This window comes from Duganella sp. S19_KUP01_CR8 (genome assembly GCF_036688705.1).
Lineage (GTDB): Bacteria > Pseudomonadota > Gammaproteobacteria > Burkholderiales > Burkholderiaceae_D > Rugamonas.
Genome location: NZ_JAQQPR010000012.1, coordinates 152,784 through 177,957, shown reverse-complemented (window position 1 = coordinate 177,957; position 25,174 = coordinate 152,784). Strand labels below are relative to the sequence as shown.

At 63.1% G+C, this 25,174-nt stretch carries 25 protein-coding genes; 21 read left to right on the top strand and 4 right to left on the bottom strand.

The annotated features are described in order from the left end of the window. Window positions 1–14 precede the first annotated feature (14 nt). From hemP to V6M89_RS14315, 4 genes are all read right to left on the bottom strand, one after another. Window positions 15–215, bottom strand: a complete 201-nt coding sequence (gene hemP, locus V6M89_RS14330) for a hemin uptake protein HemP (RefSeq protein WP_332853791.1) — start codon at window positions 213–215, stop codon at window positions 15–17. 174 nt (window positions 216–389) lie between these two features. Continuing rightward, complete coding sequence (locus V6M89_RS14325) at window positions 390–1,187, bottom strand: Crp/Fnr family transcriptional regulator (RefSeq protein WP_332853811.1); 798 nt, start codon at window positions 1,185–1,187, stop codon at window positions 390–392. Between the two features lie 301 nt (window positions 1,188–1,488). Next, window positions 1,489–2,133: a response regulator gene (locus V6M89_RS14320; protein WP_008450985.1), complete on the bottom strand. Its 645-nt coding sequence runs from the start codon at window positions 2,131–2,133 to the stop codon at window positions 1,489–1,491. A gap of 94 nt (window positions 2,134–2,227) precedes the next feature. Then, complete coding sequence (locus V6M89_RS14315) at window positions 2,228–2,695, bottom strand: universal stress protein (protein ID WP_332853790.1); 468 nt, start codon at window positions 2,693–2,695, stop codon at window positions 2,228–2,230. A 390-nt stretch (window positions 2,696–3,085) separates the two neighbouring features. On the opposite strand from V6M89_RS14315, the gene V6M89_RS14310 reads away from it, so the two are divergent. The 21 genes from V6M89_RS14310 (at window position 3,086) to V6M89_RS14210 (ending at window position 25,171) form a co-directional block, all read left to right on the top strand. Further along, a complete protein-coding gene (locus tag V6M89_RS14310) occupies window positions 3,086–3,907 on the top strand; it encodes a protein phosphatase CheZ (RefSeq protein ID WP_332853789.1) in 822 nt (273 codons plus the stop codon). Then, entirely contained in the window at window positions 3,907–5,832 is a 1,926-nt protein-coding gene (locus V6M89_RS14305) for a chemotaxis protein CheA (protein WP_332853788.1), read from the top strand. The genes V6M89_RS14310 and V6M89_RS14305 overlap by 1 nt, the downstream gene beginning before the upstream one ends. Window positions 5,833–6,060: 228 nt before the next feature. Then, window positions 6,061–7,464 (top strand): 3-isopropylmalate dehydratase large subunit, encoded by a 1,404-nt coding sequence (gene leuC / locus V6M89_RS14300; RefSeq protein ID WP_332853810.1) that lies wholly within the window; start codon window positions 6,061–6,063, stop codon window positions 7,462–7,464. Between the two features lie 31 nt (window positions 7,465–7,495). Continuing rightward, window positions 7,496–7,621 carry an entericidin A/B family lipoprotein gene (locus tag V6M89_RS14295; protein WP_008450980.1) on the top strand — a complete coding sequence of 42 codons (126 nt, stop codon included), beginning with the start codon at window positions 7,496–7,498 and terminating at the stop codon, window positions 7,619–7,621. A gap of 54 nt (window positions 7,622–7,675) precedes the next feature. Then, complete coding sequence (gene leuD / locus V6M89_RS14290) at window positions 7,676–8,323, top strand: 3-isopropylmalate dehydratase small subunit (protein WP_116990186.1); 648 nt, start codon at window positions 7,676–7,678, stop codon at window positions 8,321–8,323. A gap of 15 nt (window positions 8,324–8,338) precedes the next feature. Then, window positions 8,339–9,409: a 3-isopropylmalate dehydrogenase gene (leuB, locus tag V6M89_RS14285; RefSeq protein ID WP_332853787.1), complete on the top strand. Its 1,071-nt coding sequence runs from the start codon at window positions 8,339–8,341 to the stop codon at window positions 9,407–9,409. 37 nt (window positions 9,410–9,446) lie between these two features. Continuing rightward, window positions 9,447–10,574, top strand: a complete 1,128-nt coding sequence (gene asd / locus V6M89_RS14280) for an aspartate-semialdehyde dehydrogenase (protein WP_332853786.1) — start codon at window positions 9,447–9,449, stop codon at window positions 10,572–10,574. A 269-nt stretch (window positions 10,575–10,843) separates the two neighbouring features. Next, window positions 10,844–13,630 (top strand): FimV/HubP family polar landmark protein, encoded by a 2,787-nt coding sequence (locus tag V6M89_RS14275; RefSeq protein WP_332853785.1) that lies wholly within the window; start codon window positions 10,844–10,846, stop codon window positions 13,628–13,630. Window positions 13,631–13,678: 48 nt separating this feature from the next. After that, a complete protein-coding gene (gene truA / locus V6M89_RS14270; RefSeq protein WP_152840852.1) occupies window positions 13,679–14,482 on the top strand; it encodes a tRNA pseudouridine(38-40) synthase TruA in 804 nt (267 codons plus the stop codon). 12 nt (window positions 14,483–14,494) lie between these two features. Next, entirely contained in the window at window positions 14,495–15,208 is a 714-nt protein-coding gene (locus V6M89_RS14265; RefSeq protein ID WP_332853784.1) for a phosphoribosylanthranilate isomerase, read from the top strand. Further along, entirely contained in the window at window positions 15,153–16,406 is a 1,254-nt protein-coding gene (gene trpB, locus V6M89_RS14260; protein ID WP_442881974.1) for a tryptophan synthase subunit beta, read from the top strand. Before V6M89_RS14265 ends, trpB begins: the two co-directional genes overlap by 56 nt. Window positions 16,407–16,416: 10 nt before the next feature. Beyond that, window positions 16,417–17,214 (top strand): tryptophan synthase subunit alpha, encoded by a 798-nt coding sequence (trpA, locus tag V6M89_RS14255; RefSeq protein WP_332853783.1) that lies wholly within the window; start codon window positions 16,417–16,419, stop codon window positions 17,212–17,214. 69 nt (window positions 17,215–17,283) lie between these two features. Further along, window positions 17,284–17,562 (top strand): BrnT family toxin, encoded by a 279-nt coding sequence (locus tag V6M89_RS14250; RefSeq protein WP_332853782.1) that lies wholly within the window; start codon window positions 17,284–17,286, stop codon window positions 17,560–17,562. Window positions 17,563–17,565: 3 nt separating this feature from the next. Further along, on the top strand, window positions 17,566–17,847 hold the full coding sequence (locus V6M89_RS14245) for an antitoxin (protein WP_332853781.1): 282 nt from the start codon (window positions 17,566–17,568) through the stop codon (window positions 17,845–17,847). A 122-nt stretch (window positions 17,848–17,969) separates the two neighbouring features. Further along, window positions 17,970–18,842: an acetyl-CoA carboxylase, carboxyltransferase subunit beta gene (gene accD, locus V6M89_RS14240; RefSeq protein WP_116990177.1), complete on the top strand. Its 873-nt coding sequence runs from the start codon at window positions 17,970–17,972 to the stop codon at window positions 18,840–18,842. An 83-nt stretch (window positions 18,843–18,925) separates the two neighbouring features. Then, the gene (gene folC, locus V6M89_RS14235) at window positions 18,926–20,215 is read left to right on the top strand and encodes a bifunctional tetrahydrofolate synthase/dihydrofolate synthase (protein ID WP_332853780.1); all 1,290 of its coding nucleotides are present in this window, start codon (window positions 18,926–18,928) and stop codon (window positions 20,213–20,215) included. A gap of 22 nt (window positions 20,216–20,237) precedes the next feature. Then, a complete protein-coding gene (locus tag V6M89_RS14230) occupies window positions 20,238–21,248 on the top strand; it encodes an SPOR domain-containing protein (RefSeq protein ID WP_332853779.1) in 1,011 nt (336 codons plus the stop codon). Window positions 21,249–21,265: 17 nt separating this feature from the next. Beyond that, entirely contained in the window at window positions 21,266–21,754 is a 489-nt protein-coding gene (locus V6M89_RS14225) for a CvpA family protein (RefSeq protein ID WP_332853778.1), read from the top strand. A gap of 39 nt (window positions 21,755–21,793) precedes the next feature. Continuing rightward, a complete protein-coding gene (gene purF / locus V6M89_RS14220; protein ID WP_070272682.1) occupies window positions 21,794–23,317 on the top strand; it encodes an amidophosphoribosyltransferase in 1,524 nt (507 codons plus the stop codon). A 55-nt stretch (window positions 23,318–23,372) separates the two neighbouring features. After that, window positions 23,373–24,617, top strand: coding sequence for a cystathionine gamma-synthase family protein (locus V6M89_RS14215; protein ID WP_332853777.1), 1,245 nt, complete (start codon window positions 23,373–23,375; stop codon window positions 24,615–24,617). A gap of 59 nt (window positions 24,618–24,676) precedes the next feature. After that, window positions 24,677–25,171 carry a hypothetical protein gene (locus V6M89_RS14210; protein ID WP_332853776.1) on the top strand — a complete coding sequence of 165 codons (495 nt, stop codon included), beginning with the start codon at window positions 24,677–24,679 and terminating at the stop codon, window positions 25,169–25,171. Window positions 25,172–25,174 lie beyond the last annotated feature (3 nt).

Genomic DNA, 25,174 nt, shown 5'->3' with positions numbered 1-25,174 from the left:
CGCCCGGGGTGACCTCAGGCGGTCAGGATCAGCTTGTTGAGCTGGGTGATGCGCAGGCGGTAGATGCGGCCCGAATGCTCGATCTCGACTTCGCGGCCGTCTTCCATCAGGCTGGCGCTGGTGATGCGCTTGATCGGCGCGATCGCCGGCGCGGCAACGACGGTCTTGGCGTGGGCGGTAATGGCGGGTGGAGTGGCGGGCAGGGCGGTGGTCATCTTCGGAGTTCCTTAAATAAGAATGATTCGTATTTGCATTCATTATTGTGGAAGCACGGAAGGAATGCAAGTGTTATTTAGGAGTTATTGAGCCGCCATGTGGAGGGAATAAAAAAGAGCCCGGCAGGAGTGACCGGGCCCAAGCTGGGTTCGGGAGCTGGGGGCGTGCCTACATCACAGCGCCGCCAGCAATTGCGCCGGGGCGTCGCTCTCGGCGCTCTTGGTCTTGGCGGCCGCCAGTTGCTTGGCGCGGGTGCGCGACGGCGGCAGGCGGCGCAGGGTTTTCAGCGCTTCAGGATCCTTGATGCCGATGGTGCGCTGGTCCACGCTGATCAGGCCGATTTCGTTGAAGGCCGACAGCGTGCGGCTGACGGTTTCCAGCGTCAGGCCCAGGTAGCTGCCGATTTCGTGGCGCGTCATGCGCAGGTTGAACAGCTTGCTGGAATAACCCATCTGGGCGAAGCGTTCGGCCAGCGACACCAGGAAGCGCGCCACGCGCGCCTCGGCGCTGAGCGCGCCCAGCATGCCGATCATGGCTTGTTCGCGCACCAGCTCACGGCTCATGACGCCGTACATCATGTTTTCCAGCTCCAGGTGGACCCGGCCCAGCGCCGTCAGCTTCTTGAACGGCAGCAGTATCAGGTCGCAATCGGACAGGGCCACCGCCTCGGACGAGTAGTGGCGGGTGTGGATGCCATCCACGCCCAGCATGTCGCCCTTCATCGGGAAGCTGAGCACCTGCTCGTTGCCGAACTCGTCGATGAGCACCGTCTTCAGGAAGCCGGAGTTGACGATGTACAAGGTATCGAAGGGCTGGCCGATGGTGTGGATGCGCTGGCCCGTCTTGAACTGCACGTGCTGGAACAGCAACTCCTCGTTGGTGACCGAACAGGCCGCCGGGATGTGCAACAAATCGCAGACTTCCTTCAGGTTCGACCAGAGCCGCCCCTGACGCTGACGGCCTGCCTCCATCGAGGAGGACTGCATGGTGGCAGTGGTGGCCGGGCGAATTTCAGACGTTTGCGTAGACAGCATGTTGATCTCCTGTGTACAGGTATTGCTTTTCGATAGGGTGGGAACTGGGCTGCGCCGCGCTGCTTGGTTTCCTGTTGTGGTGTCGCACGGCATCGTGCTGCGTGTCTGTAGCCGTGCAGCATGAATCTATGGTTTCAGTATGCCAACGAGGGGGGGAGATAGATATCAGCAATGGCTGAATATGCGCGTAGGAGGCAGCGCAGCAATGTAGGAGTTGTCCTAACGGCGGACGGGGGAATCAGGTCTTGAAGGGGGATAACAGACGATGAGCCACGGCATATTGAACCATCTCCGAGAGCGAGCTCATGCCCATTTTCTGCATGATGCGGGTCTTGTGGGTGCTGACGGTCTTGACGCTCAGGTGCAGGCTGTTGGCGATTTCGGTGATCGACTTGCCGGCCACCAACAGCGAAAACACTTCGAATTCGCGGTCCGACAGTTGTTTATGCAACAGGCTCTCGTTGGGCATCATGATGTTCAGCGCCAGTTGCTCGGCCACTTCGGTGCTGATGTAGGGGCGGCCGGACGCGACCTTGCGGATGGCGCCCACCAGCTGGGTGCCGGCGCTTTCCTTGGTCAGGTAGCCCTGGGCGCCGGCGCGGATGGCGCGCACGGCGTACTGCTCTTCTTCGTGCATGGTCAGGATCAGGATGGCGAGCTTGGGCGCCTCCGCCTTGATCTGGCGGATCAGGTCGACGCCGCTGCGGCCGGGCATGGACAAGTCCAGCAGCAGCAGGTCGAAACCGCCCTGGCGCACATGGCCCAGGACTTCGAAGCCGTCGATGGCTTCGCCTACGATGTCGATGTCGGGAGCGCCGTCGAGTATGCGTTTGAGGCCTTCGCGCATGATGGTGTGGTCGTCGGCAATGACAATTCGAATCATAGAGATGCTTGAAGAAAAAAAGTAATTAAAAGTAAGTATTATTGTTTTTGAACTAATCTTATGATGTTACTACAAAAAGCATCTCGGCCGCGTTTTATTTGCTGCCGGGCTCCTTGATCAGGCGGTGCACCAGCACCGGTGTTTTGGTATGAGACAACACCTTGTTGGTTACGCTGCCCAGCAGCAGCTGGCCCCAACCGCTGCGGCCATGCGAACCCATGAAGATCAGGTCGCAATGCTGTTTTTCCGCCACATCGACGATCTTCAGCGCCGCGCTTTCCGCAAACGCCGTCAGCGCCTCGCACGGCACGCCGCGCCGGGCGCAGGAATCGACCACGTCCTGCGTATGTTCCTGGCCGGCGCGCAGCATGGCGGCGCGGTATTCATCCTCGCTGGGGTAGCTGGGCGGGATGATTTCGACGTAAATCGGGTACTGGTAGTCGGGCGCCACGAACAGCACCAGCACTTCGGCCTTCATCTGCTCGGCAAAGGCCACCCCGGCGCAGGCGGTTTTACTGGAAACGGCGGAACCGTCGGTGGTAATCAAGATTTTACGGTACATGATGAACCTCCTTTTAAAACCAGCTGGCTGCTCTTAATTGTAGCCCCGATTTACATTATTGTTAGTATGGAAAGACTTGATGATTATCAAATGAAAGCGCTTTACCCCGAGGCGCGCGTGTTGGCTTTCATACTTTTTACCTGCTTTTTTTGCACCCGAGCACTACTTTTGTGTCTCAAGGCGTGTTTTGTCTATCTAACCAATGTTAGTATCTCCAAATACAACGAAACTTGGCTTGGACCCGGAGCGCAGGGCAGGCGACCCGACTCTGGGATTGAATAATCTGGCTGCGCCCTGCTACACTCGGGTAAGAGCGTTATATTGCCGAGCGTCATCACAAGTATGCAAGTTTAGGGCAGCAATTTTACAAATTATGGAGAAGCAGGGATTATGACCAACGCCGCTGACGATTTCGACGCACTATTTGATGAAGTGTCTGCTCAGAGCAAGACGGCAGCGCCTGCTCCAGCGCCTGCTCCCGCCGAGGATGACCTGGAAAGCCTGTTCGACGAAGTGTCGTCGGCGCGGCCCGCGGATGCAGCGGCCGCCGCTCCCGCCCCGGCTCCTGCAGCAGCGCCCGCCGCTGCGGCGGCCGAAGCCGGCGCCGACGGCGAAGACAAGCCGATGTTCGAACGCCTGGGCGGCATCGTGCGCCTGCTGCACGATTCGCTGCGCGAACTGGGCTACGACAAGGCGCTGACCGAGGCGTCGTCGCAGATCAACGACGCCCAGGACCGCCTCGAATACGTCGCCACCCTGACCGAACAAGCGGCCAACAAGGTGCTCAACACCCTGGACGAAGGCATGCCGGAGCAGGACGTGCTGTCGAAGAAATCCAAGGAAATGGAAAACCGCTGGGCCGACCTGTTCGCAGGCAAGCTGAGCCTGGACCAGTTCAAGCAGCTGGCCGGCGACTCGCAAGCGTTCGCCGCGGCGGTGTCGGTGGCCACCGAAGCGGAAAAAGCCCGCCTGCTGGAAATCATGATGGCCCAGGACTTCCAGGACATCACCGGCCAGCTGATCAAGAAAGTCGTGACCATCACCAAGACGGTGGAGCACGAACTGGCAGAACTGCTGCGCGACAATGCACCACCGGCGGTACGCGAGAAAATCGCGCAAAAAGAAGTGTCCCTGATGTCCGGCCCTTCGGCTCCAGCCGTAGCGCTGAACCAGGACAATGTCGACGACCTGCTTGCTGACCTGGGATTCTAATGGACGATATGCTCAAGGATTTCGTCGTCGAGGCGATGGATCTTGCGGTCAACGTTGAAGAGCATCTGCTGCGGCTCGAACGCGACCCGGACAATAAAGAAACATTGAACGCGGTGTTCCGCTCCTTCCACACCATCAAGGGCGGCGCCGGTTTCATGGGCCTGCCGGCGATGGTGGCGGCATGTCACTTGACCGAGAACCTGTTCGACGCGCTGCGCACCGGCGCCGCGCCGGTGACGCCGATCGCGATCGAGGCGGCGCTGCAAGCGTCGGGCTTCGTGGCCGACCAGCTCGCCGAGCTGAACAACGGCGCCGAGCCGGACAGCCTGCCGGCCATGCCCAAGGATCTGGAAGTCATCCTGACCGACGCGATCGAAGGCAAGACCAGCGCTGGGCCGGCGCATGCGCCGGCCGCCAAGGCCGCCGCGCCGGCGCCAGCTCCGGCCGCCGCTGCCGCACCAGCCCCGGCGCCAGCCGCTGCACCAGCCGCGGCGCCGTCGCCTGACGGCCTGGACTGGGAAGGCATGTATGAAACCGTGATGCCGGCCGGTAGCTACACCAAACCTGCCGCATCGGCAGCCGCTCCGGCCCCGGCCGCGGAAGCGCGCGCGCCGTCGGCGCCGTTGCCGGCCGCCGAACTGGCCGCCGTGGTCGCCGCCGTGCACGCCGCCGCTCCAACCGCCGGCCCCGCCAAGCGCGAAGCCGCCGAAAAACGCGAAGAGCGTCCGCACGCCGCGCCGGCCAAGGAAGAATCGATCCGGGTCGACGCCGTCAAGCTGGACGCGCTGCTGGAAGTGGCCGGCGAATCGGTGCAGGCCGCCAACCAGGCCGCCGTGCTGCTGGAACGCCTGCTGCAATTCAAGTTCGAAGGCCAGGCCCAGACCCTGATGGCGACGCTGGCGGAAACGCTGGAACGCGCCTCGCGCTACTCCACCGAACTGCAGCGCGCCACGCTGGCGACCCGCATGCAGCCGGTCGGCCGCCTGTTCCAGAAGTTCCCGCGCCTGGTGCGCGAATTGGCGAAAGACCTGGGCAAGGACGTCGAACTGACCATCGAAGGCGCGGAGACCGAAGTCGACCGCGTGGTGGTGGACAGCCTGTACGATCCGCTGGTGCACATGCTGCGCAACTCGCTGGACCATGGCGTCGAATCGCCGGAAGACCGGCTGGCGGCGGGCAAGCCAGCCAAGGCCTATATTTCGCTCAAAGCATGGCAAGAAGCAAATAGCGTTATGATTGTGCTTCAGGACGACGGCAAAGGCATGGATCCGGTGGTGCTGCGCACCAAGGCCCAGCAAAAGGGCCTGATCTCGGAATCGGTGCAGCTGACCAACGACGAATGCTTCCAGCTGGTATTCTTGCCGGGTTTCTCGACCAAGGAAGTCGCTTCCAGCGTGTCCGGCCGCGGCGTCGGCATGGACGTGGTGAAGACCGCCGTGGAGAAGAACCGCGGCGCCATCCACATCGAATCCGCGCTGGGCAAGGGCACCAAGTTCGCCATCCGCCTGCCGATCGAGCTGTCGATCGTGCCGACCATGCTGGTCTCGACCTCGGGCGCCGCGCTGGCGCTGCCGATGGCCGTGGTGCAGCGCGTGGTCGAGCTGCCGGAAGTGTTCATGGAAGTGGGCGGCGCGCCGGTGCTGAAAGACCAGGGCCGTCCGTTGCCGGTCCGTTCGCTGGCCGATTCGCTGGGCTACGAGAGCTGCCGCGAGAAGGTGGGCATTGTTGTCGCTGCACCACAGCCGTACATCCTGGCGGTGGAAGCGGTCGACGGTACGGCCGACCTGGTGATTAAACCGATGACCGCGATTAGTGTCGAAGGTATTACCGGCACCGCGCGTTCGGCCGAGGGCGAACTGGTGCTGGTGGTGGGCCTATCGTTCCTAATGGACGGATGTCGAGGTAGTGTACGCATGGCGGCCTAGTCTGAGGACAGGGCCAGAAAGTCCAAAAGCCTGCGTTCACGCAGGCTTTTTTTATTTGAATTTCCGAATTTTGCAAAAGGAGTCATAAAAAGTGTATCAGTAGGCGGAACTGCATCGGCTCACGAGGCCGGCCAGCGGCGGCCGCTACCGCATTGCACAATATGGCATAATCGAAGTGGATCACTTACACAGGCAGAAGTAGTTCCCTTAATTGGGTACTCATAAATCATCATGAAGACGCTTTACGACAAACTCTGGGAATCCCACGTGGTCAAGGCCGAAGAAGACGGCACCACGATCCTGTACATCGACCGCCACCTGGTGCACGAAGTCACCAGCCCGCAGGCATTCGACGGCCTGCGCGCCGCCGGCCGCGCGCCGTGGCGCGTGTCCGCCAACCTGGCGGTGGCCGACCACAACGTGCCGACCACCGGCCGCGCCGACGGCATCGCCGACCCGGTCTCGCGCCTGCAGGTGGAAACGCTGGACAAGAACGCCAAGTCCTACGGCCTGACCTACTTCAACATGAACGACAAGCGCCAGGGCATCGTCCACGTGATCGGGCCGGAGCAGGGCGCGACCCTGCCGGGCATGACCGTGGTCTGCGGCGACTCGCACACCTCGACCCACGGCGCCTTCGGCGCGCTGGCGCACGGCATCGGCACCTCGGAAGTGGAGCACGTGCTGGCCACCCAGACGCTGCTGCAAAAGAAATCCAAGGCCATGCTGGTGCAGGTCGACGGCGCGCTGCCGCTCGGCGTCACCGCCAAGGACGTGGTGCTGGCCATCATCGGCAAGATCGGCACCGCCGGCGGCACCGGCTACTGTATCGAGTTCGGCGGTTCGACCATCCGCGCGCTGTCGATGGAAGGCCGGATGACGGTCTGTAACATGGCGATCGAAGCGGGCGCGCGCGCCGGCATCATCGGCGTCGACGACGTCACCATCAACTACGTCAAAGGCCGGCCGTTTTCGCCGGCCGGTCCGCACTGGGACCGCGCGGTCGACTACTGGCGCACGCTGCATTCGGACGCCGGCGCCAGGTTCGACCTGGTGGTCACGCTCAACGCCGCCGAGATCAAGCCGCAGGTGACCTGGGGCACGTCGCCGGAAATGGTGACCTCGATCGACGGCCGGGTGCCGGATCCGGACCTGGAAAAAGACAGCGTCAAGCGCGACGCCATGGAAAAGGCGCTGGTCTACATGAACCTGAAGCCGAACACGGCGATCGAGGACATCCGCATCGACAAGGTCTTCATCGGCTCCTGCACCAACTCGCGCATCGAGGACTTGCGCGCCGCCGCCGAGGTGGTGCGCGGCAAGCACCGCGCCTCCAACGTCAAGCTGGCGATGGTGGTGCCGGGTTCCGGCCTGGTCAAGGACCAGGCGGAGAAGGAAGGCCTGGACCGCATCTTCAAGGACGCCGGTTTCGAATGGCGCGACCCGGGCTGCTCGATGTGCCTGGCGATGAACGCCGACCGCCTGGAACCGGGCGAGCGCTGCGCCTCCACCTCGAACCGCAATTTTGAAGGACGCCAAGGCCAGGGCGGACGCACCCATCTGGTGTCTCCCGCGATGGCGGCGGCAGCCGGTATCGCCGGCCATTTCGTCGACGTACGCAGCCTGCGTTGATCTGATTGAACCATAACGAGAAATCCTCATCATGAAAAAACTATTCGCCCTGTCCATCATCGCGCTGATCCTGACCGGCTGCAACACCGTCAACGGCTTCGGCAAGGACGTCAAAAAGGTCGGCGAGTCGCTCGAAGGCGCTTCGACCAAAAAATAAACCGCAGCACGGCGGGCCGCGACGGTCCGCCGTCGCACAACCCGAACGAGAATCATGGATAAATTTACGATCTACGAAGGACTGGTGGCCCCGCTGGACCGCGCCAATGTCGACACCGACGCCATCATTCCGAAGCAATTTTTGAAGTCGATTCATCGCACCGGCTTCGGCCCGAACCTGTTCGACGAATGGCGCTACCTGGACCACGGCGAGCCGGGCCAGGACAACAGCGTGCGTCCGCTGAACCCGGACTTCGTGCTCAACGAAGCGCGCTACCAGGGTGCCTCGATCCTGCTGACCCGCAAGAACTTCGGCTGCGGCTCCTCGCGCGAGCACGCGCCGTGGGCGCTGGATCAATATGGCTTCCGCGCCATCGTCGCGCCGTCGTTCGCCGACATCTTCTTTAACAACTGCTACAAAAGCGGCTTGCTGCCCATCGTTTTATCCGAAACGCAGATCGACCATCTGTTCAATGAAGTCAAGGCCTTCCCCGGTTACCGTCTGGTGGTCGACCTTGAGCAGCAGCGCATCTCCACCAGCAATGGCAGCGTCTCCTATCCCTTCGAGATCGACGCCTTCCGCAAATACTGCCTGATGAACGGGCTCGACGATATTGGCCTGACCCTGCGTCACGCCGACGCTATCCGCGGCTTCGAAGAGCGCCATCTGGCAACCCAACCTTGGTTGGCCAACGTCATCTAATCTCGAAAAGTAACCATGAAAATCGCTATCCTCCCGGGCGACGGTATCGGCCCGGAAATCGTCGCACAAGCCGTCAAGGTCCTCAACGTGCTGGGCGAAAAATTTGAGCTGGAAAGCGCGCCGGTCGGCGGCGCCGGCTACGCGGCCCACGGCCACCCGCTGCCGGAAGGCACGCTGGCGCTGGCCAAGGCGGCCGACGCGGTGCTGTTCGGCGCCGTCGGCGACTACCAGTACGACACGCTGGAACGCGCGCTGCGTCCGGAGCAGGCGATCCTCGGCCTGCGCAAGCAGCTGGGCCTGTTCGCCAACCTGCGTCCGGCCATCCTGTATCCGGACCTGGCCAACGCCTCGACCTTGAAGCCTGAAGTGGTGTCCGGCCTGGACATCCTGATCATCCGCGAACTGACCGGCGACATCTACTTCGGCCAGCCGCGCGGCGTGCGCGAGTGCCCGGACGGCCCGTTCAAAGGCCAGCGCGAAGGCTACGACACCATGCGCTATGCGGAAGGCGAAATCCGCCGCATCGCCCACGTGGCGTTCCAGGCCGCGCAGAAGCGCGGCAAGCGCCTGACCAGCGTCGACAAGGCCAACGTGCTGGAGACCTTCCAGTTCTGGAAAGACATCGTCACCGATGTGCACAAGGAATACCCTGACGTCGCGCTGGAGCACATGTACGTCGACAACGCCGCGATGCAGCTGGTGCGCGCGCCGAAGAAGTTCGACGTCATCGTCACCGGCAATATGTTCGGCGACATCCTGTCCGACCAGGCGGCCATGCTGACCGGTTCGATCGGCATGCTGCCGTCGGCCTCGCTGGACGCCAACAACAAGGGCCTGTACGAGCCGTCGCACGGTTCCGCTCCCGACATCGCCGGCAAGGGCATCGCCAATCCGCTGGCGACGATCCTGTCGGCCGCGATGATGCTGCGCTACTCGCTGAACAAGGCCGAACAGGCCGACCGTATCGAGAACGCCGTCAAGCACGTGCTGTCGCAAGGCCTGCGCACCGCCGACATCTACGAAGCCGGCACCACCAAGGTGGGCACGGAGGAGATGGGCAACGCGGTGGTCAAGGCGCTGTCGTAAACGATATAAATAGTATAAATTATTAGAAGGAAAGAAAATGAAACTCGTAGGCTTGGTAGGTTGGCGCGGCATGGTCGGTTCGGTCCTGATGCAGCGCATGCAGGAAGAGGGCGATTTCGCCCACATCGAACCGGTGTTTTTCACCACCTCGAACCCCGGCGGCGACGCCCCGGCGATGGCGAAGAACGAAACCAAACTGAAAAGCGCGACCGACATCGACGAACTGAAAAAGTGCGAGATCATCATCTCGTGCCAGGGCGGCGACTACACCACCGAAGTGTTCCCCAAGCTGCGCGCGGCCGGCTGGAACGGCTACTGGATCGACGCCGCCTCCACGCTGCGCATGGAGAAGGACGCCGTCATCGTGCTGGACCCGGTCAACCTGCACGTCATCAAGGACGCGCTGGGCAAGGGCGTGAAGAACTACGTCGGCGGCAATTGCACCGTGTCGTGCATGCTGATGGGCCTGGGCGGCCTGTTCCAGCACAACCTGGTCGAGTGGATGACCTCCATGACCTACCAGGCGGCATCGGGCGGCGGCGCCCAGCACATGCGTGAACTGCTGACCCAGTTCGGCACCATCAATTCGTCGGTGAAAGCGCTGCTGGACAATCCGGCTTCCGCGATCCTGGAAATCGACCGCCAGGTGCTGGCCACCCAGCATGGCCTGAGCGCCGAAGAGACCAAGCAGTTCGGCGCGCCGCTGGCCGGCAACCTGATCCCCTGGATCGACAAGGACCTGGGCAACGGCCAGTCGAAGGAAGAATGGAAGGGCGGCGCCGAGACCAACAAGATCCTGGGCCTGGGCGCGGACTTCGGTTCGAAAGCCATCCCGGTCGACGGCCTGTGCGTGCGCATCGGCGCCATGCGCAGCCACTCGCAGGCGCTGACCATCAAGCTGAAGAAAGACGTGCCGATCGACGAGATCCACGACATCATCGCCGCCAACAACCAGTGGGTCAAAGTGGTGCCGAACACCCGTGAAGCGTCGGTCAAGGACCTGTCGCCGGCCGCCGCCACCGGCAGCCTGACGATCCCGGTCGGCCGCCTGCGCAAGATGAGCATGGGCGACGACTACCTGTCGGCCTTCACCGTCGGCGACCAGCTGCTGTGGGGCGCGGCCGAACCGCTGCGCCGCATGCTGCGCATCGTGCTGGACAAGTAAACCCGCAAAGCAATGCAGGGGCCTGACCCCGTACGGGGTCAGACCCCACCACCGTTCACGCTGTGCAATTGTTACAGCAGAGGGGGTTTTCTCTATGTACTCTCATAGGGAAGATCCCTTTTTTTGGTTTAAAGTAGGCATAGACGTTACACATCCTCATGTATCACTAGAGAAACACCGTGCAAAGCTTGCATGCTCTGGAGCATGATGATATGTTGGTATATCTGGGAAAGTAACATTTTCCCTCTGACAACCTGATGCCGCCCACTATGCACGTACCAACTCGCTCCAGCATTGTTTCCTTCGCGTTGAAGACGCTCACCGGGGCTGTCGCCAGTGCGGTGTTAGTGGCGGCCTCCGCCAACGCCGCCGGGCTCGGCAAGCTGACGGTCCTGTCGTCGCTGGGGCAGCCGTTGCGAGCGGAGATCGAATTGACCGCGGTCTCGGCGGACGAGGCGGGCGCGCTGGTCGCCAAGCTGGCGCCGGCCGAAGCCTTCCGCACCGCCAATATCGATTTCAATCCGACCCTGCTGTCGCTGCGCTTCGAAGTCGAACAGCGCAACGGCCGCCAGTTGATACGCATCACGTCCAGCCAGCCGGTCAACGAACCCTTCGTCGACATGCTGTTGGAACTGAACTGGACCGGCGGCCGCATGGTCCGCGAATACACCTTCCTGCTGGACCCGGCCGACATGCGCGCGACGCAATCGCCGCAAGTGGCCGCGCCGGTGGACCTGGGCCGCAACGCCGCCCCCGCCGCCGCGCCTGTCGCGGCAGCGCCGGTCGCCGCACCGGTGGCGGCTAGCGCGCCGGCGCCGGTGCGCCCGCCCGCCGCGCCGGTCAAGCAGGCCGCCAGCGAATACACCGTCAAATCCGGCGACAACCTGACCCGCATCGCCAACCAGGTCAAGCCGGTCGACGTGTCGCTGGACATGATGCTGGTGGCGCTGTACCGCGCCAATCCGGAAGCCTTCTCCGGCAACAATATGAACCGCCTGAAGTCGGGCCAGATCCTGACCGTGCCGGACGCCGACACCATCCGCAACAGCGCGCCGGAAGGCGAGGCGCGCGGCGTGGTGGTGGCGCATGCGGCCGACTTCAACGCCTACCGCGCCAAGCTGGCCGGGCAGGTGGCCAACAGCACGCCGGCCAAGGAGCCGGACACCACCCAGAACGTGTCGGGCAAGATCACCGCCAAGGTCGAGGAAAAGCCGAACGCCGTCAACGCCGCCAAGGACAAGCTGACCCTGTCGAAAACCACGTCCGGCGCGCCGGTCGCGGGCAAGACCGGCATGGCGGTGGAAGACAAGATCGCCCACCAGAAGGAACTGGACGAGGCCGCCGCCCGCACCAAGGAACTGGAAAAGAACGTCCACGACCTGGAAAACCTGATGGCGGTGAAGAACAAGGCTGGCGCGGATACCGCGAAGCCTTCCGCTTCGGCGTCAGCTTCGGCTTCCGCCGCTGCCTCGATGCCGGCATCGGCCCAGGTGGCAGCATCGGCGCCGGCCAAGCCCAAGCGCACGATGGTGATCCCGCCGAAGCAGCTCGAACCTAGCCTGTTCGAAACGATGATGGACAACCTGCAATACGTCGGCTTGGCCGCAGCGGCCCTGTTGGCCGGTGTCGGTGCGGTGGTCGCTTCGCGCCGCCGCAAGAAGTTCGAGGTGCCGAAGGACGAGACCAGCATCCTCGGCGACACCGCGATCCCATCGCAGGCGCTGATCGCCGAAGCCGGCGGCCAGAGCGTCGACACCAACAACAGCGTGTTCAATTCCAACTTTGCGCCATCGGCCAGCCAGCTCGACACCAATGAAGTCGATCCGGTGGCGGAAGCCGACGTCTACATTGCCTACGGCCGTGACGCCCAGGCGGAGGAAATCCTGAAAGAGGCGCTGCGCAGCCATCCTGAGCGCCACGCGGTGCGCCTGAAGCTGCTGGAAATCTACGTCACCCGCAAGGATGCGCGCGCCTTCGAGAGCCAGGCCTCCGAGCTGTATTCGATGACGCGCGGCCAGGGCGATGAATGGGCGCAAGCCGCCGCCATGGGCCGCACGCTGGACGCCAGCAATCCGCTGTACTCCGAAGGCGGCGCTGCCGCCGACGACGGCGCCGGCATGTTCGCCGCCGTGCCGGCCGTGGCCGCCGCCGGTGTCGCCGCCGGCGCCGCCGCGTTCAGCGCGTCGGACTTCAGCAGCGACTTCAGCGCACCGGCCCCAGCGCCGGCGCCGGCCGCGGCTGGCCTCGACCTGGACTTGGGTTTCGACGCCCCGGCTGCCGCCAGCGACAGCAATCTGATGGACTTCGGCAGCGACATGGATACCGCCTTGCCGCAGGCCGCCGATGCCTCGGTGTCGCCAGCTTCGGTGGCGGCGGAAACCGACAATCTGATGGACTTCGACCTGGGCGGCCTGAGTTTCGAGCCGGCCGCCGCCGCGCCGGCGCCAGCTGAAACGCCGGCCCCTGCGGCCGAGCCGGAAGCCATGCCGGAAGACGCCTTCAACCTGGCCTTCGACGCACCGGCCGCGCCGGCCCCGGCTCCGGAGCCCGTGCCTGCGGCGGAAGACCTGAGCATGGACTTCGGCCTGGACCTGCCGGCCGAAACGGTGGCGCCAGGATTGCCGTCGGCCAGCAGCGATCCGCTGGATCTCGACTTGATGAATTTTGAAATTCCGGAGGTGCCGGCCGTGCCCGCACCTGCGCCGACGCCAGCCGCCGAGTTCGACGCCGGCGACTTCGCCGATGCGCTGCAAGGCGCGGAAGAAGTCGCCCCGGCACCGGCGCCGGCCGCCCAGGAGTTCGACCTGTCCGGCATCGACCTCGACCTGGATAGCGCGCTGGGCGCCCCGGCTGCGGCCGATGCCGCGCCAGCCGCCGGCCGCGACGACACGCTGTCGGCGCACCACATGGAAATGGACACCAAGCTGGACCTGGCGATCGCCTACCAGGAAATCGGTGACAAGGAAGGCGCGCGCGAACTGCTGGACGAAGTGCTGCGCGGCGGCAGCGACGACCAGATCGCCAAGGCCAACGCGATGCGCGCCCAATTGGGGTAAGGCCGCTCCGTATATAATGGCTGACTCTGACATTACATCGGGCAGCAATTGAAACGGATAGCAATCGGCGTCCAGTACGACGGAACCGCGTGGAACGGCTACCAGAAGCAGGCGGACGGCCACACGGTCCAGGACAAGCTGGAGCAGGCGCTGGAGAAATTCGCCAGGGTGCCGCTGGCCACCACCTGCGCCGGCCGCACCGACACCGGCGTGCACGCCCTGGAACAAGTGGTTCACTTCGACACCGAGCTGGTGCGCGACACCCATTCCTGGGTGCGCGGCGTCAATGCCTTCCTGCCGCCGTCGATCGCGGTGCGCTGGGCCAAGCAGCTTGATGGCGACCCGAGCGTCAACGATTTCTTCCACGCCCGCTTCAGCGCCCGCGCCCGCACCTATCACTACGTGCTGTACAACAATCCGACCCGCTCGCCGCTGCTGGAAGGGCGCGCCGGTTTCTGCTTCCGTCCGCTGGACGTGGAGTTGATGCGGCAGGCCATCCCGCCGCTGCTGGGCTGGCACGACTTCACCGCCTTCCGCGCCGCGCAATGCCAGGCCAAGTCGCCGGTCAAGCTGATGCACGACATCCAGATCAAGCGCCACGGCGAGCTGGTGGTGTTCACCATCACCGCCAACGCCTTCCTGCACCATATGGTGCGCAACCTGGTCGGCTCGCTGGTTTATATTGGCACCGGACGCGAAAAGCCGGAATGGCTGGGCCAGCTGCTGGAAACCAAGGACCGTCATGCCGCCGCGCCGACCTTCATGCCGGACGGCCTGTACCTGGCTAAAATCGACTACGACCCCAAATGGGAATTGCCGCTGGAGACCACCAGCGCGCTCCCCTGGTTCTAAAAGGAATAGCCCATGCATCGCACGCGTATCAAAATCTGCGGACTGACCCGCGTGGAAGATGTACAAGCCGTGGTGGCGGCCGGCGCCGATGCGATCGGCTTCGTGTTCTACCCGAAGAGCCCGCGCTACGTGACGCCGGAGCAGGCCGCCGAGCTGATCCGCGCCGCGCCGCCCTTCATCACCTGCACCGGCCTGTTCGTCAACGCCACGCCGGAAGAGGTGGCGGCCACCTGCAAAGTGGCGCCGATCTCGCTGGTCCAGCTGCACGGCGACGAGACGGTGGAGCAGTCCGCCGCCATCGCCGCGGCGGCCGGGCGACAGTTCATGCGCGTGTTCCGCGTCAAACCCGACACACTTCCGGCCGATTTGCTAGAATACGAACAGCTATGCCGCGCCGCCAGTCCCTTGTTCACCAGCCTGTTGCTGGATACCTATGTGGATGCCTATGGTGGTGCAGGAAAGGGTTTTGATTGGTCTCTCATTCCAAAAGATCTCGCGCCTCGGGTCGTTTTAAGTGGTGGCTTGAGCGTACACAACGCGACTGACGCGGTGGTCGGTGTACGCCCCTACGCCGTCGACATCAGCAGTGGTGTCGAAGCGTCCAAGGGGATCAAGGATGCCCGCAAGATCGCCGACTTTGTCGCGGCGGTGCGGGCCGGAGATACCATGAATGAAAGCGAAATCCACCATGATGAACGCCCCAGCGAAGCCGCTGTTCCACGCTAAAGATTACAACCTTCCCGATACCAAAGGCCATTTCGGCCCTTACGGCGGCTCCTTTGTCGCCGAAACGCTGACCTACGCACTGGCCGAGCTCAACGAAGCCTACGAGCGCTACAGCAAAGATCCCGAGTTCCTCGACGAGTTTCGTTACGAGCTCAAGCACTTTGTCGGCCGGCCGTCGCCGATTTACTATGCCAAGCGCTGGTCCGAACTGGCCGGCGGCGCGCAGATTTACTTCAAGCGCGAAGACCTGAACCACACCGGCGCCCACAAGATCAACAACGTCATCGGCCAGGCCTTGCTGGCCAAGCGCATGGGCAAGCCGCGCATCATCGCCGAGACCGGCGCCGGCCAGCATGGCGTCGCCACGGCCACCATCTGCGCCCGTTTCGGGCTGGAGTGCGTGGTCTACATGGGCAGCGAGGACGTCAAGCGCCAGGCGCAGAACGTCTACCGCATGAAGCTGCTGGGCGCGACCGTGGTGCCGGTGGAGTCCGGTTCCAAGACCTTGAAGGACGCGCTCAACGAAGCCATGCGCGACTGGGTCACCAACATTGAAAACACCTTCTACATCATCGGCACCGTGGCCGGCCCGCATCCTTACCCGATGCTGGTGCGCGACTTCCAGTCGGTGATCGGCGAGGAGTGCCTGGTGCAGATGCCGGAAATGACCGGCCGCCAGCCGGATTGCGTGGTGGCCTGCATCGGCGGCGGCTCCAACGCCATGGGCATCTTCTATCCGTATATCGACCAGAAACAGGTGCGCCTGATCGGCGTCGAGGCGGCGGGCGAGGGGCTGGACGGCGACAAGCACGCCGCTTCGCTGACCAAGGGCTATCCGGGCGTGCTGCATGGCAACCGCACCTATCTGCTGCAGGACCAGAACGGCCAGATCATCGAGACGCATTCGGTCTCTGCCGGCCTCGACTATCCGGGCGTGGGGCCGGAGCATGCCTACCTGAAGGACATCGGCCGCGCGGAATACGTGTCGATCACGGACGAGGAGGCGCTCCAGGCCTTCCACGATTGTTGTCACATCGAAGGCATCATTCCGGCGCTGGAATCGTCGCACGCGCTGGCGTACGCGGCCAAGCTGGCGGCGACCTTGCCTAAAGATCAAATTATTTTGGCCAACCTGTCGGGTCGGGGCGACAAGGACATGCATACGGTTGCAGAACGTATGGGTTTGAACTTCAACTAAGGAAAACGACATGTCCAAAATCGCAGCAACTTTCAGCGCCCTGAAGGCGCACAAAAAAACCGCGCTCGTCACTTTCATCACCGCCGGCGATCCGTCGCCGGAACTGACGGTGCCGCTGATGCACGCCATGGTGGCGGGCGGCGCCGACATCCTGGAACTCGGCGTGCCGTTTTCCGATCCGATGGCCGAAGGCCCGGTGATCCAGCGCGCCTGCGAGCGGGCGCTGGCCCATGGCGTCGGCATCCACGACGTGTTCGGCTACGTGGCGGAATTCCGCAAGACCAACCAGAGCACGCCGGTGGTGCTGATGGGCTATGCCAATCCGATCGAGCGCATCGGCCCGGCCACCTTCATCGCCAAGTCCAAGGCGGTGGGGGCGGACGGCGCCATCGTGGTCGATTACCCGCCGGAGGAGTGTGAAGAGTTCGCGGCCGCCATGCGCGCCGCCGAGCTGGACCTGATCTTCCTGCTGGCGCCGACCTCGACCGAAGCCCGCATCGCGCAGGTGGCCAAGGTCGGCGGCGGTTTCAGCTACTACGTCTCGCTGAAGGGCGTGACGGGCGCCGGCAATATCGACACGGTGGAAGTGGCGGAGCGCCTGACGGCGATCCGCAAGCACGTGCAGTTGCCGATCGGCGTAGGCTTCGGCATCCGCGACGGCGCCACCGCGCGCGCCGTGGCCGAAGTGGCCGACGCCGTTGTGATCGGCAGCCGCATCATCCAGGAAATCGAAACCGCCGGCAAAGACGGCGCCGTCGCCGCCGTGCAAACCTTCGTCAGCGGCATCCGCTCCGCCCTCGACGCCTGACCTCCCGCAAATCCCGACCGCTCACCTTGATACATAGTTAAGAACTGACTATGTTGAAGGGGAGCGGTCGTGCGCTTCGAATGGGATGCCCGCAAGGCCAAAACCAACCTTCGCAAACATGGAGTGAGTTTTGAAGAGGCAATGGATGCGTTTCAAGACCTGTTTTCTCAATCATGGTTAGATTCTGAACACAGCAATTTTGAGGATCGCTACCAGCTTTTGGCCCAAAGTCAGCATCGCGATATCATATTGTTAATTAGCTACTGCTCCCCAAGTGACGACACCGTTCGCGTCATCTCCGCCAGAAAAGCGTCAAGATTGGAGCGAAAGCAATATTTTGAGGAGTGAAAAATGCGTAAGGAATATGATTTTTCCAAGATGAAACGTGTACCAAACCCTTTTTTTGAAAAGCTGAGCAAGGAGGTCACATTTCGTTTGAGCTTGGATTCACTTGCTTACTTTCAAACAGTCGGCGACGCCTATGGCTTCCCTGTAGAAAAGGTGATGCAGCTCTATTTGCAGAAGCTGGCGAGTGCTGGCAGGGGGCTTGACATTGGTTTTCCGACACTGGAAGAGCGGAAAGACCTGGATGCCTACATTGAGCGGCAGATCGAGCGCGAGACGAAGGCGTAGTGGTTTACCTCTAAAAACCCCGCAATTTCATGACGAAGCTTAAAAATTGTTGTACAGCAAAGTTCGACAGGGGGGCAAGAAACGGCTACACTTCGGCCACAAGTTAGCTGCAAGGAGAATTTATGAGTTGGTTGGAAAAACTGCTGCCCCCACGTATCCAGCGTTCCGACGCTGCCGCACGCAAGACCATGCCCGAGGGCCTGTGGGTCAAGTGCCCGTCCTGCGAAGCCGTGCTGTACCGCACCGATCTGGAATCGAACCTGCACGTTTGCCCGAAATGCGACCATCACATGCGCATCCGCGCCCGTGAACGCCTCGACAGCCTGTTCGATGCCGGCGGCCGCTATGAAATCGGCATGGACACCCTGCCGGTCGATACGCTGAAGTTCAAAGACAGCAAGAAATACCCTGACCGCCTCAAGCAAGCGATGGAAGCCACCGGCGAGACCGACGCGCTGATCGTCATGGGCGGCGCCATCATGAGCCTGCCTTGCGTGGTGGCCTGCTTCGAATTCGAATTCATGGGCGGCTCGATGGGCTCCGTGGTCGGCGAGCGCTTCGTGCGCGGCGCGCAAGTGGCCCTGGAACAGAAAGTACCGTTCATCTGCATCACCGCCACCGGCGGCGCCCGCATGCAAGAGGGCCTGCTGTCGCTGATGCAGATGGCCAAGACCACCGCCATGCTGACCAAGCTGTCCGACAAGAAGCTGCCGTTCATCAGCGTGCTGACCGATCCGACCATGGGCGGCGTGTCCGCTTCGTTCGCCTTCATGGGCGACGTCGTCATCGCCGAGCCGAAAGCGCTGATCGGCTTCGCCGGCCCGCGCGTGATTGAAAACACCGTGCGCGAGAAACTGCCGGAAGGCTTCCAGCGCGCCGAGTTCCTGGTCACCAAGGGCGCCGTCGACATGATCGTCGACCGCCGCAAGATGCGCGAAGAAATCGCCCGTCTGATGGCGCTACTGCAAAATCAAGCTGTGGAAGTGCTCGCCTAAAAAGCAGCCACGCCCTCACGCTACGGCGCGCAATCGGCTATCATGCCGGCCTGCGCGCCGTTTTTCATTTCTGAGCCCCCATCATGCCGAATCTCCCAACTACTTTGCCTGCCTGGCTTGCGCTGCTTGAGTCGCGCCACGCTGAAACCGTCATCAACATGGGCCTGGACCGCGTACTTGCCGTCAAGGAACGCCTGCAACTGAACTTCAGCTGCCCGGTCATCATGGTGGCCGGCACCAACGGCAAGGGGTCGACCTGCGCCATGCTGGAATCGGTGCTGATGCGCGCCGGCTACAAGGTCGGCCTGTACATCAAGCCGCACTTCCTGGATTTCAACGAGCGCGCCCGCATCAACGGCGAGCTGGCCAGCGACGACGTGCTGGTGGCCGCCTTCAACGCGGTCGAAGCGGTGCGCGGCGATACGCCGCTGACGTATTTCGAATTCACCACGCTGGCCATCATGCACCTGCTGTCGGGCGCAGGCATGGACGTCGCGATCCTGGAAGTGGGCCTGGGCGGCCGCCTGGACGCGGTCAACATCGTCGATGCCGACGTCGCCATCGTCACCAGCGTCGATATCGACCATACCGACTATCTGGGCGACACGCGCGAGGCGATCGGCTTCGAAAAGGCCGGCATTTTCCGCGCCGGCAAGACCGCGATCTGCTCGGACCCGGTGCCGCCGCAATCGCTGATCGACCACGCCAACGCCATCGGCGCCGACCTGTGGCTGATGGGCCGCGATTTCAACTATTCCGGCGACAAGCAGCAATGGAACTACGGCGGCCGCTCGCAGCGCCGCAATTCGCTGGCCTATCCCAGCCTGCGCGGCGCCAACCAGATCCTCAACGCCGCGGCCGTGCTGGCCGCGCTGGAAGCGCTGAAGATGGAACTGCCGGTCGGTGCGCAGGAAGTGCGCACCGGCCTGGTGACGGTGGAACTGCCGGGCCGCTTCCAGGTGCTGCCTGGCCGCCCGACGGTGATCCTGGACGTGGCACACAATCCGCACGCGGCCTCGGCGCTGAACCAGAACCTCGGCAATATGGGCTTTCACCCTTACACCTACGCCGTGTTCGGCTCCATGCACGACAAGGATATCGACGGCGTGATCGCCGCCATGTCCGAGCACGTGGACCACTGGTGCCTGACCAACCTGCCGTCGCCGCGCGCCGCCAGCGCCTCGGAACTGGCAGCCAAGGTGCAAATCGTGCAGGAAGAAAAAGCCGAACGCACCATCAATATCTTCGACGATCCGGCCGCTGCGTATGCAAATGCGGTCAGCCGAGCCGGGGAGAATGATAGAATTGTGGTCTTTGGATCTTTCCTCACGGTCGCCGGCGTCATGGCGGCACGAAAATCCGCATTCCATTGAACGCACAGGACTGAAATCACGCATGGGCTTGTTCTCGAAACTCGGTAAAAACAAGCAAGAGTCGGCTGGCCAGGACAGCGGCTATTACACCAGCGCAGATGACCAGGCCGCGACGGAGCGCGCACGTTCCAAGCGCGCCTCGTCGGCGGATGGTTCCGCCAACTCCCGCCGCAGCAAAGACCGCGAAGCGGACGACCCGGTGTTGCCGGAAAAGAAACGCGCGCGCCGCCGCCTGGTTGGCGCCATCGCGCTGGCGCTGGGCGTCGCCATCGGCCTGCCGATGGTGCTCGATTCCGAACCGAAGCCGCTGGCGTCCGATATTGAAATCAAGATCCCCGCCAAGGACAAGCCGGTTGAAGCCGTGCCTGCGCCAGCCCCGGCCGCCGCCGCGCCGGTAGCCCAGAGCGCCGCGCTGGACAGCAAGGAAGAGATCGTCGACGACGTCAAGCCGTCCAAGCCTGCCGCCGCGCCGGCCGCGCCGCTGGTGGTGGCGCCGGTCAAGGTCGATAGCGCCAAGCGCGACGCCGAACTGAAGGCCGAAGCCAAGCTCAAGGCCGACGCCAAGGCGGAGACCATCGCCAAGAATAAAGCCGACAACGAAGCCAAGGCTCGCCAGGACGCCGACTACAAGCTGGAAATCGAACGTAAGCAGGCCGAAGTGAAAGCCGAAGCCAAAGCCAAGGCGGAAGCCGAGCGCAAGCTGGCAGAAGCCAAGGCCGCCAAGCCGGCCGCGACCTCGGAAGACGCCCGCGCTCTGGCCATCCTGGAAGGCAAGTCCGCCGCCAAGCCGGCCGCCGCAGCCGAAACCGGCCAGAAATTCGTGTTGCAAGTGGCCGCGCTGAGCGACCAGGCCAAGGTCGACGAGCTGCGTGAAAAGTTGAAAAAAGCAGGCATCAGCTCCTTCACGCAAAAGACGCCATCCGGTGACATCACCCGCGTACGCGTGGGACCGTTCACCAACAAGGATGAAGCCGAAAAAGTGCGGGCCAAGCTGAGCGCCATGGGCCTGAGCGGCCGTCTCGAAACCGTCTGACCCAGCAGGCGCCCGACGTGACGATATTCGATTACCTGGTGATTTTTGTATTGGTCGCGTCGGTCATCATCAGCATGATGCGCGGCCTGGTGAAGGAAGTGTTGTCGCTGGCGGGCTGGGTGGTGGCCTTCGTGGTCGCCAACGCCTACGCCGCCGCGTTGGCGACTATGCTGCCGCCGGTGGTGCCGGGCGAGGTGCTGCGCTTGATCCTTGCCTTTATCGCACTGTTTATCGGTGTGAAGATTTTGACGGGCCTGTTGGGCATGGCGCTGGGCGCCTTGCTCGATGCCGGCGGCCTCAGCCTGGTTGATCGCGCGCTGGGCATGGTGTTCGGTTTCGGTCGGGGCCTTGTAATTGTGCTGGCCGGTGTCATCCTGTGTGGGATGACGTCGATACCGCAACAAGCATTTTGGAAGGATGCGCTATTGAGTCCGTTCGCGGAGACCGGAGCGCATACGGTGAAAGCCTTTCTTCCCGCTGCCATGGCGCAGCATGTGAATTTTTGAATTCTTTAAATCAGTAGCACCCAGTCCAGGAGCAACATCATGTGTGGCATCGTCGGCGTCGTTTCTCATCAACCTGTCAACCAACTGCTGTATGACGCATTGCTGCTGCTGCAGCACCGCGGCCAGGATGCGGCAGGTATCGCGACCAATCACAGCAGCATGTTCGCCATGCACAAGGCCAACGGCCTGGTTCGTGACGTTTTCCGTACCCGCAACATGCGTACGCTGCAAGGCAATTCCGGCATCGGTCACTGCCGCTATCCAACCGCCGGTTCGTCGAGCGAGGAAGAAGCGCAACCGTTCTACGTCAACGCCCCGTTCGGCATCACCCTGGCGCACAACGGCAACCTGACCAACTGGGAACAGCTCAAAAAAGAAATGTTCCAGAACGACCGTCGCCACATCAACACCGATTCCGATTCGGAAGTGTTGCTGAACGTGCTGGCCCACGAGATCCAGAAAGCCACCACCGGCATCTCGATCGACGCCGACACGATTTTTGAAGCCGTGACCGTGCTGCATCGCCGCGTGCGCGGCGGCTACGCCGCCGTGGCGCAGATCGCCGGCGTCGGCCTGCTGGCCTTCCGCGATCCGTTCGGCATCCGTCCGCTGTGCCTGGGCATCAACGAAACCGAGCAGGGCGCCGAGTACCTGATCGCCTCCGAATCCGTGGCGCTGGAAGGCATGGGCTTCCGCTTCGTGCGCGATATCGCGCCGGGCGAGGCGGTCTTCATCGACGCCGACAAGCAGCTGCATTCGCGCCAGTGCGCCGACAATCCATCGCTCAACCCTTGCGTGTTCGAGTTCGTCTACCTGGCCCGTCCGGATTCCGTCATCGACGGCGCCTCCGTGTACGCCACCCGCCTGAAAATGGGCGAGTACCTGGCCGAGAAGATCAAGCGCGAGTTCAAGGATGGCGAGATCGACGTCGTCATGCCGATTCCGGATTCGTCGCGTCCCGCCGCCATCCAGCTGGCGCTGGCGCTGAACGTGGAATACCGCGAAGGCTTCATCAAGAACCGCTACATCGGCCGTACCTTCATCATGCCGGGCCAGGCTGCGCGCAAGAAGTCGGTGCGCCAGAAACTGAACGCCATCGCTTCCGAGTTCAAGGACAAGGTTGTGCTGCTGGTGGACGACTCCATCGTGCGCGGCACCACCAGCCGCGAGATCGTGCAGATGGCGCGCGAAGCCGGCGCCAAGAAGGTGATCTTCGCTTCGGCGGCGCCACCGGTGATCTTCCCTAACGTGTACGGCATCGACATGCCTACCCGCGACGAGCTGATCGCCTACGGTCGCAGCACCGAGGAAGTCTGCCGCGAGATCACCGCCGATCACCTGGTCTACCAGGACATCGACGCGTTGAAGCGCGCCATCTCCGACGTCAACCCGGCGCTGAAGAACTTCGAGGCTTCGTGCTTCGACGGCGTCTACGTCACCGGCGACATCTCCAAGGACTACCTGGACAAGCTGGAATACGCGCGCCACCATCCTAAGGCCGCCGGTCCCGAGGATGCTGGACGCTCGCAACTGAATCTGAATCTCGCGACCGCCGAAGGCTGATGTCGCGCCCGGTGCGGATGATTCCGCACCGGGCTTTTTTTTTGACTGCTTGAACATGAACGACAAGAAAAACTACGGCTTCACCACCACCATCCTGCACAACGATCGCCAGAAGGGCATCGAGCACGGTTCGCTGCACAAGCCCATCCACACTTCGGTCGCTTTCGGTTACGCCGACGCGCGCCAGCTGGCCTCGGTGTTCCAGGGCAAGGAACCGGGCTTCCGCTACGGCCGCCAGGGCAACCCGACCATCTCCGCGCTGGAGGACAAGGTCAACCAGATGGAGCAGGGCGTCGGCACGATCTGCTTCGCCACCGGCATGGGCGCGATCGGCGCCGTGTTCCAGTCGCTGCTGCGCGCCGGCGACCATGTGGTGTCGTCGTCTTTCCTGTTCGGTAACACCAACAGCCTGTGGCAGACCACCATGGCGCAGGGCGTGGCGGTGTCGTTTGTCGACGCCACCGATGTCGCCAACGTCGCCGCCGCCATCACCGACCAGACCCGCGTGGTGTTCGTCGAGACCATCGCCAACCCGCGCACGCAAGTGGCGGACCTGAAGCGCATCGGCGAGCTGTGCCAGCAGCGCGGCATCCTCTACATCGTCGACAACACGATGACCACGCCTTACCTGTTCCGTCCGAAGTCGGTCGGCGCCGGCCTGGTGGTCAACGCGCTGACCAAGTCGATCGGCGGCCACGGCAACGCGCTGGGCGGCAGCCTGACCGATACCGGCGCCTACGACTGGACCCGCTTCCCGAACATCTACGAGAACTACAAGAAGGCCGCGCCGCTGCAATGGGGGCTGGCGCAGATCCGCGCCAAGGGCTTGCGCGACTTCGGCTCGTCGCTGGCGCCGGAAGCGGCCCACCACATCGCCGTCGGCGCCGAGACGCTGGCGCTGCGCATGGAACGCACCAGCGCCAATGCGCTGGCGCTGGCCAGGCTGCTGGAGGCGGACGAGCGCGTGGCCGCCGTCCACTACCCAGGATTGGCGTCGCACCCGCAGCACGCCATCTCCAGCGAACTGTTCCGCAGCTTCGGCTCGCTGCTGAGCTTTGAGCTGAAGGACGGCATCGACTGCTTCGACTTCCTGAACCGCTTGAAGTTGGCGATTCCGGCCTCCAACCTGGGCGACACGCGCACGCTGATCATCCCGGTGGCGCACACCATCTTCTTCGAGATGGGCGCGGAACGCCGGGCGTCGATGGGCATCGCCGAGTCGCTGATACGGGTGTCGGTCGGTATCGAGGATGCCGACGATCTGCTGGACGATTTCACCTGCGCACTGGAAGCTTGCTGAGCGTCGCGCCGAGTTGTGATAATCTAAGCTTTCAATTTTGCTAAGCGGGAGGAGGCGTTATGAGAGCAGCATGGGTATTCGCCTTGACCGTGCTGTCGAGTAACGCCTTCGCCGACGAGCAGGCGCGCCGCCTGGCCCGCCAGGCCGAGATCGAGTACTACACCAGCCGCTACGACGGCGCCGATATTTCGCTGGCGCGTTTCAACTGCCAGCCTCCCAACATCCCGATGCGTCCGGCTCTGGCTGGCGGCCCTGCTGTGACGCAGGCGCTGGCCGCGTGGCGCAGCTGCTACGACCAGTTCCTTGCGAATTACAATGCCGCGCTCCCGGTAGGCAAGAGCATTCCTCCCGACCTGGCCGACCTGATGAGCGATGATGAAATGGATGCCGCCCAGACCTTGATGAGCGAGGTGTTCGTACGGGTGGCGGACGATGCCAAGCGCCAGGCGGACGCGGTCACGCTGGCGCAGGCCGCGTGGGAAGGCCGGCGCGGCGACATCGCCTTGAGCGCGCGCGACCTGTCGCACCTGCCGGAGACGGCCGGCAAGCGCTAGGCG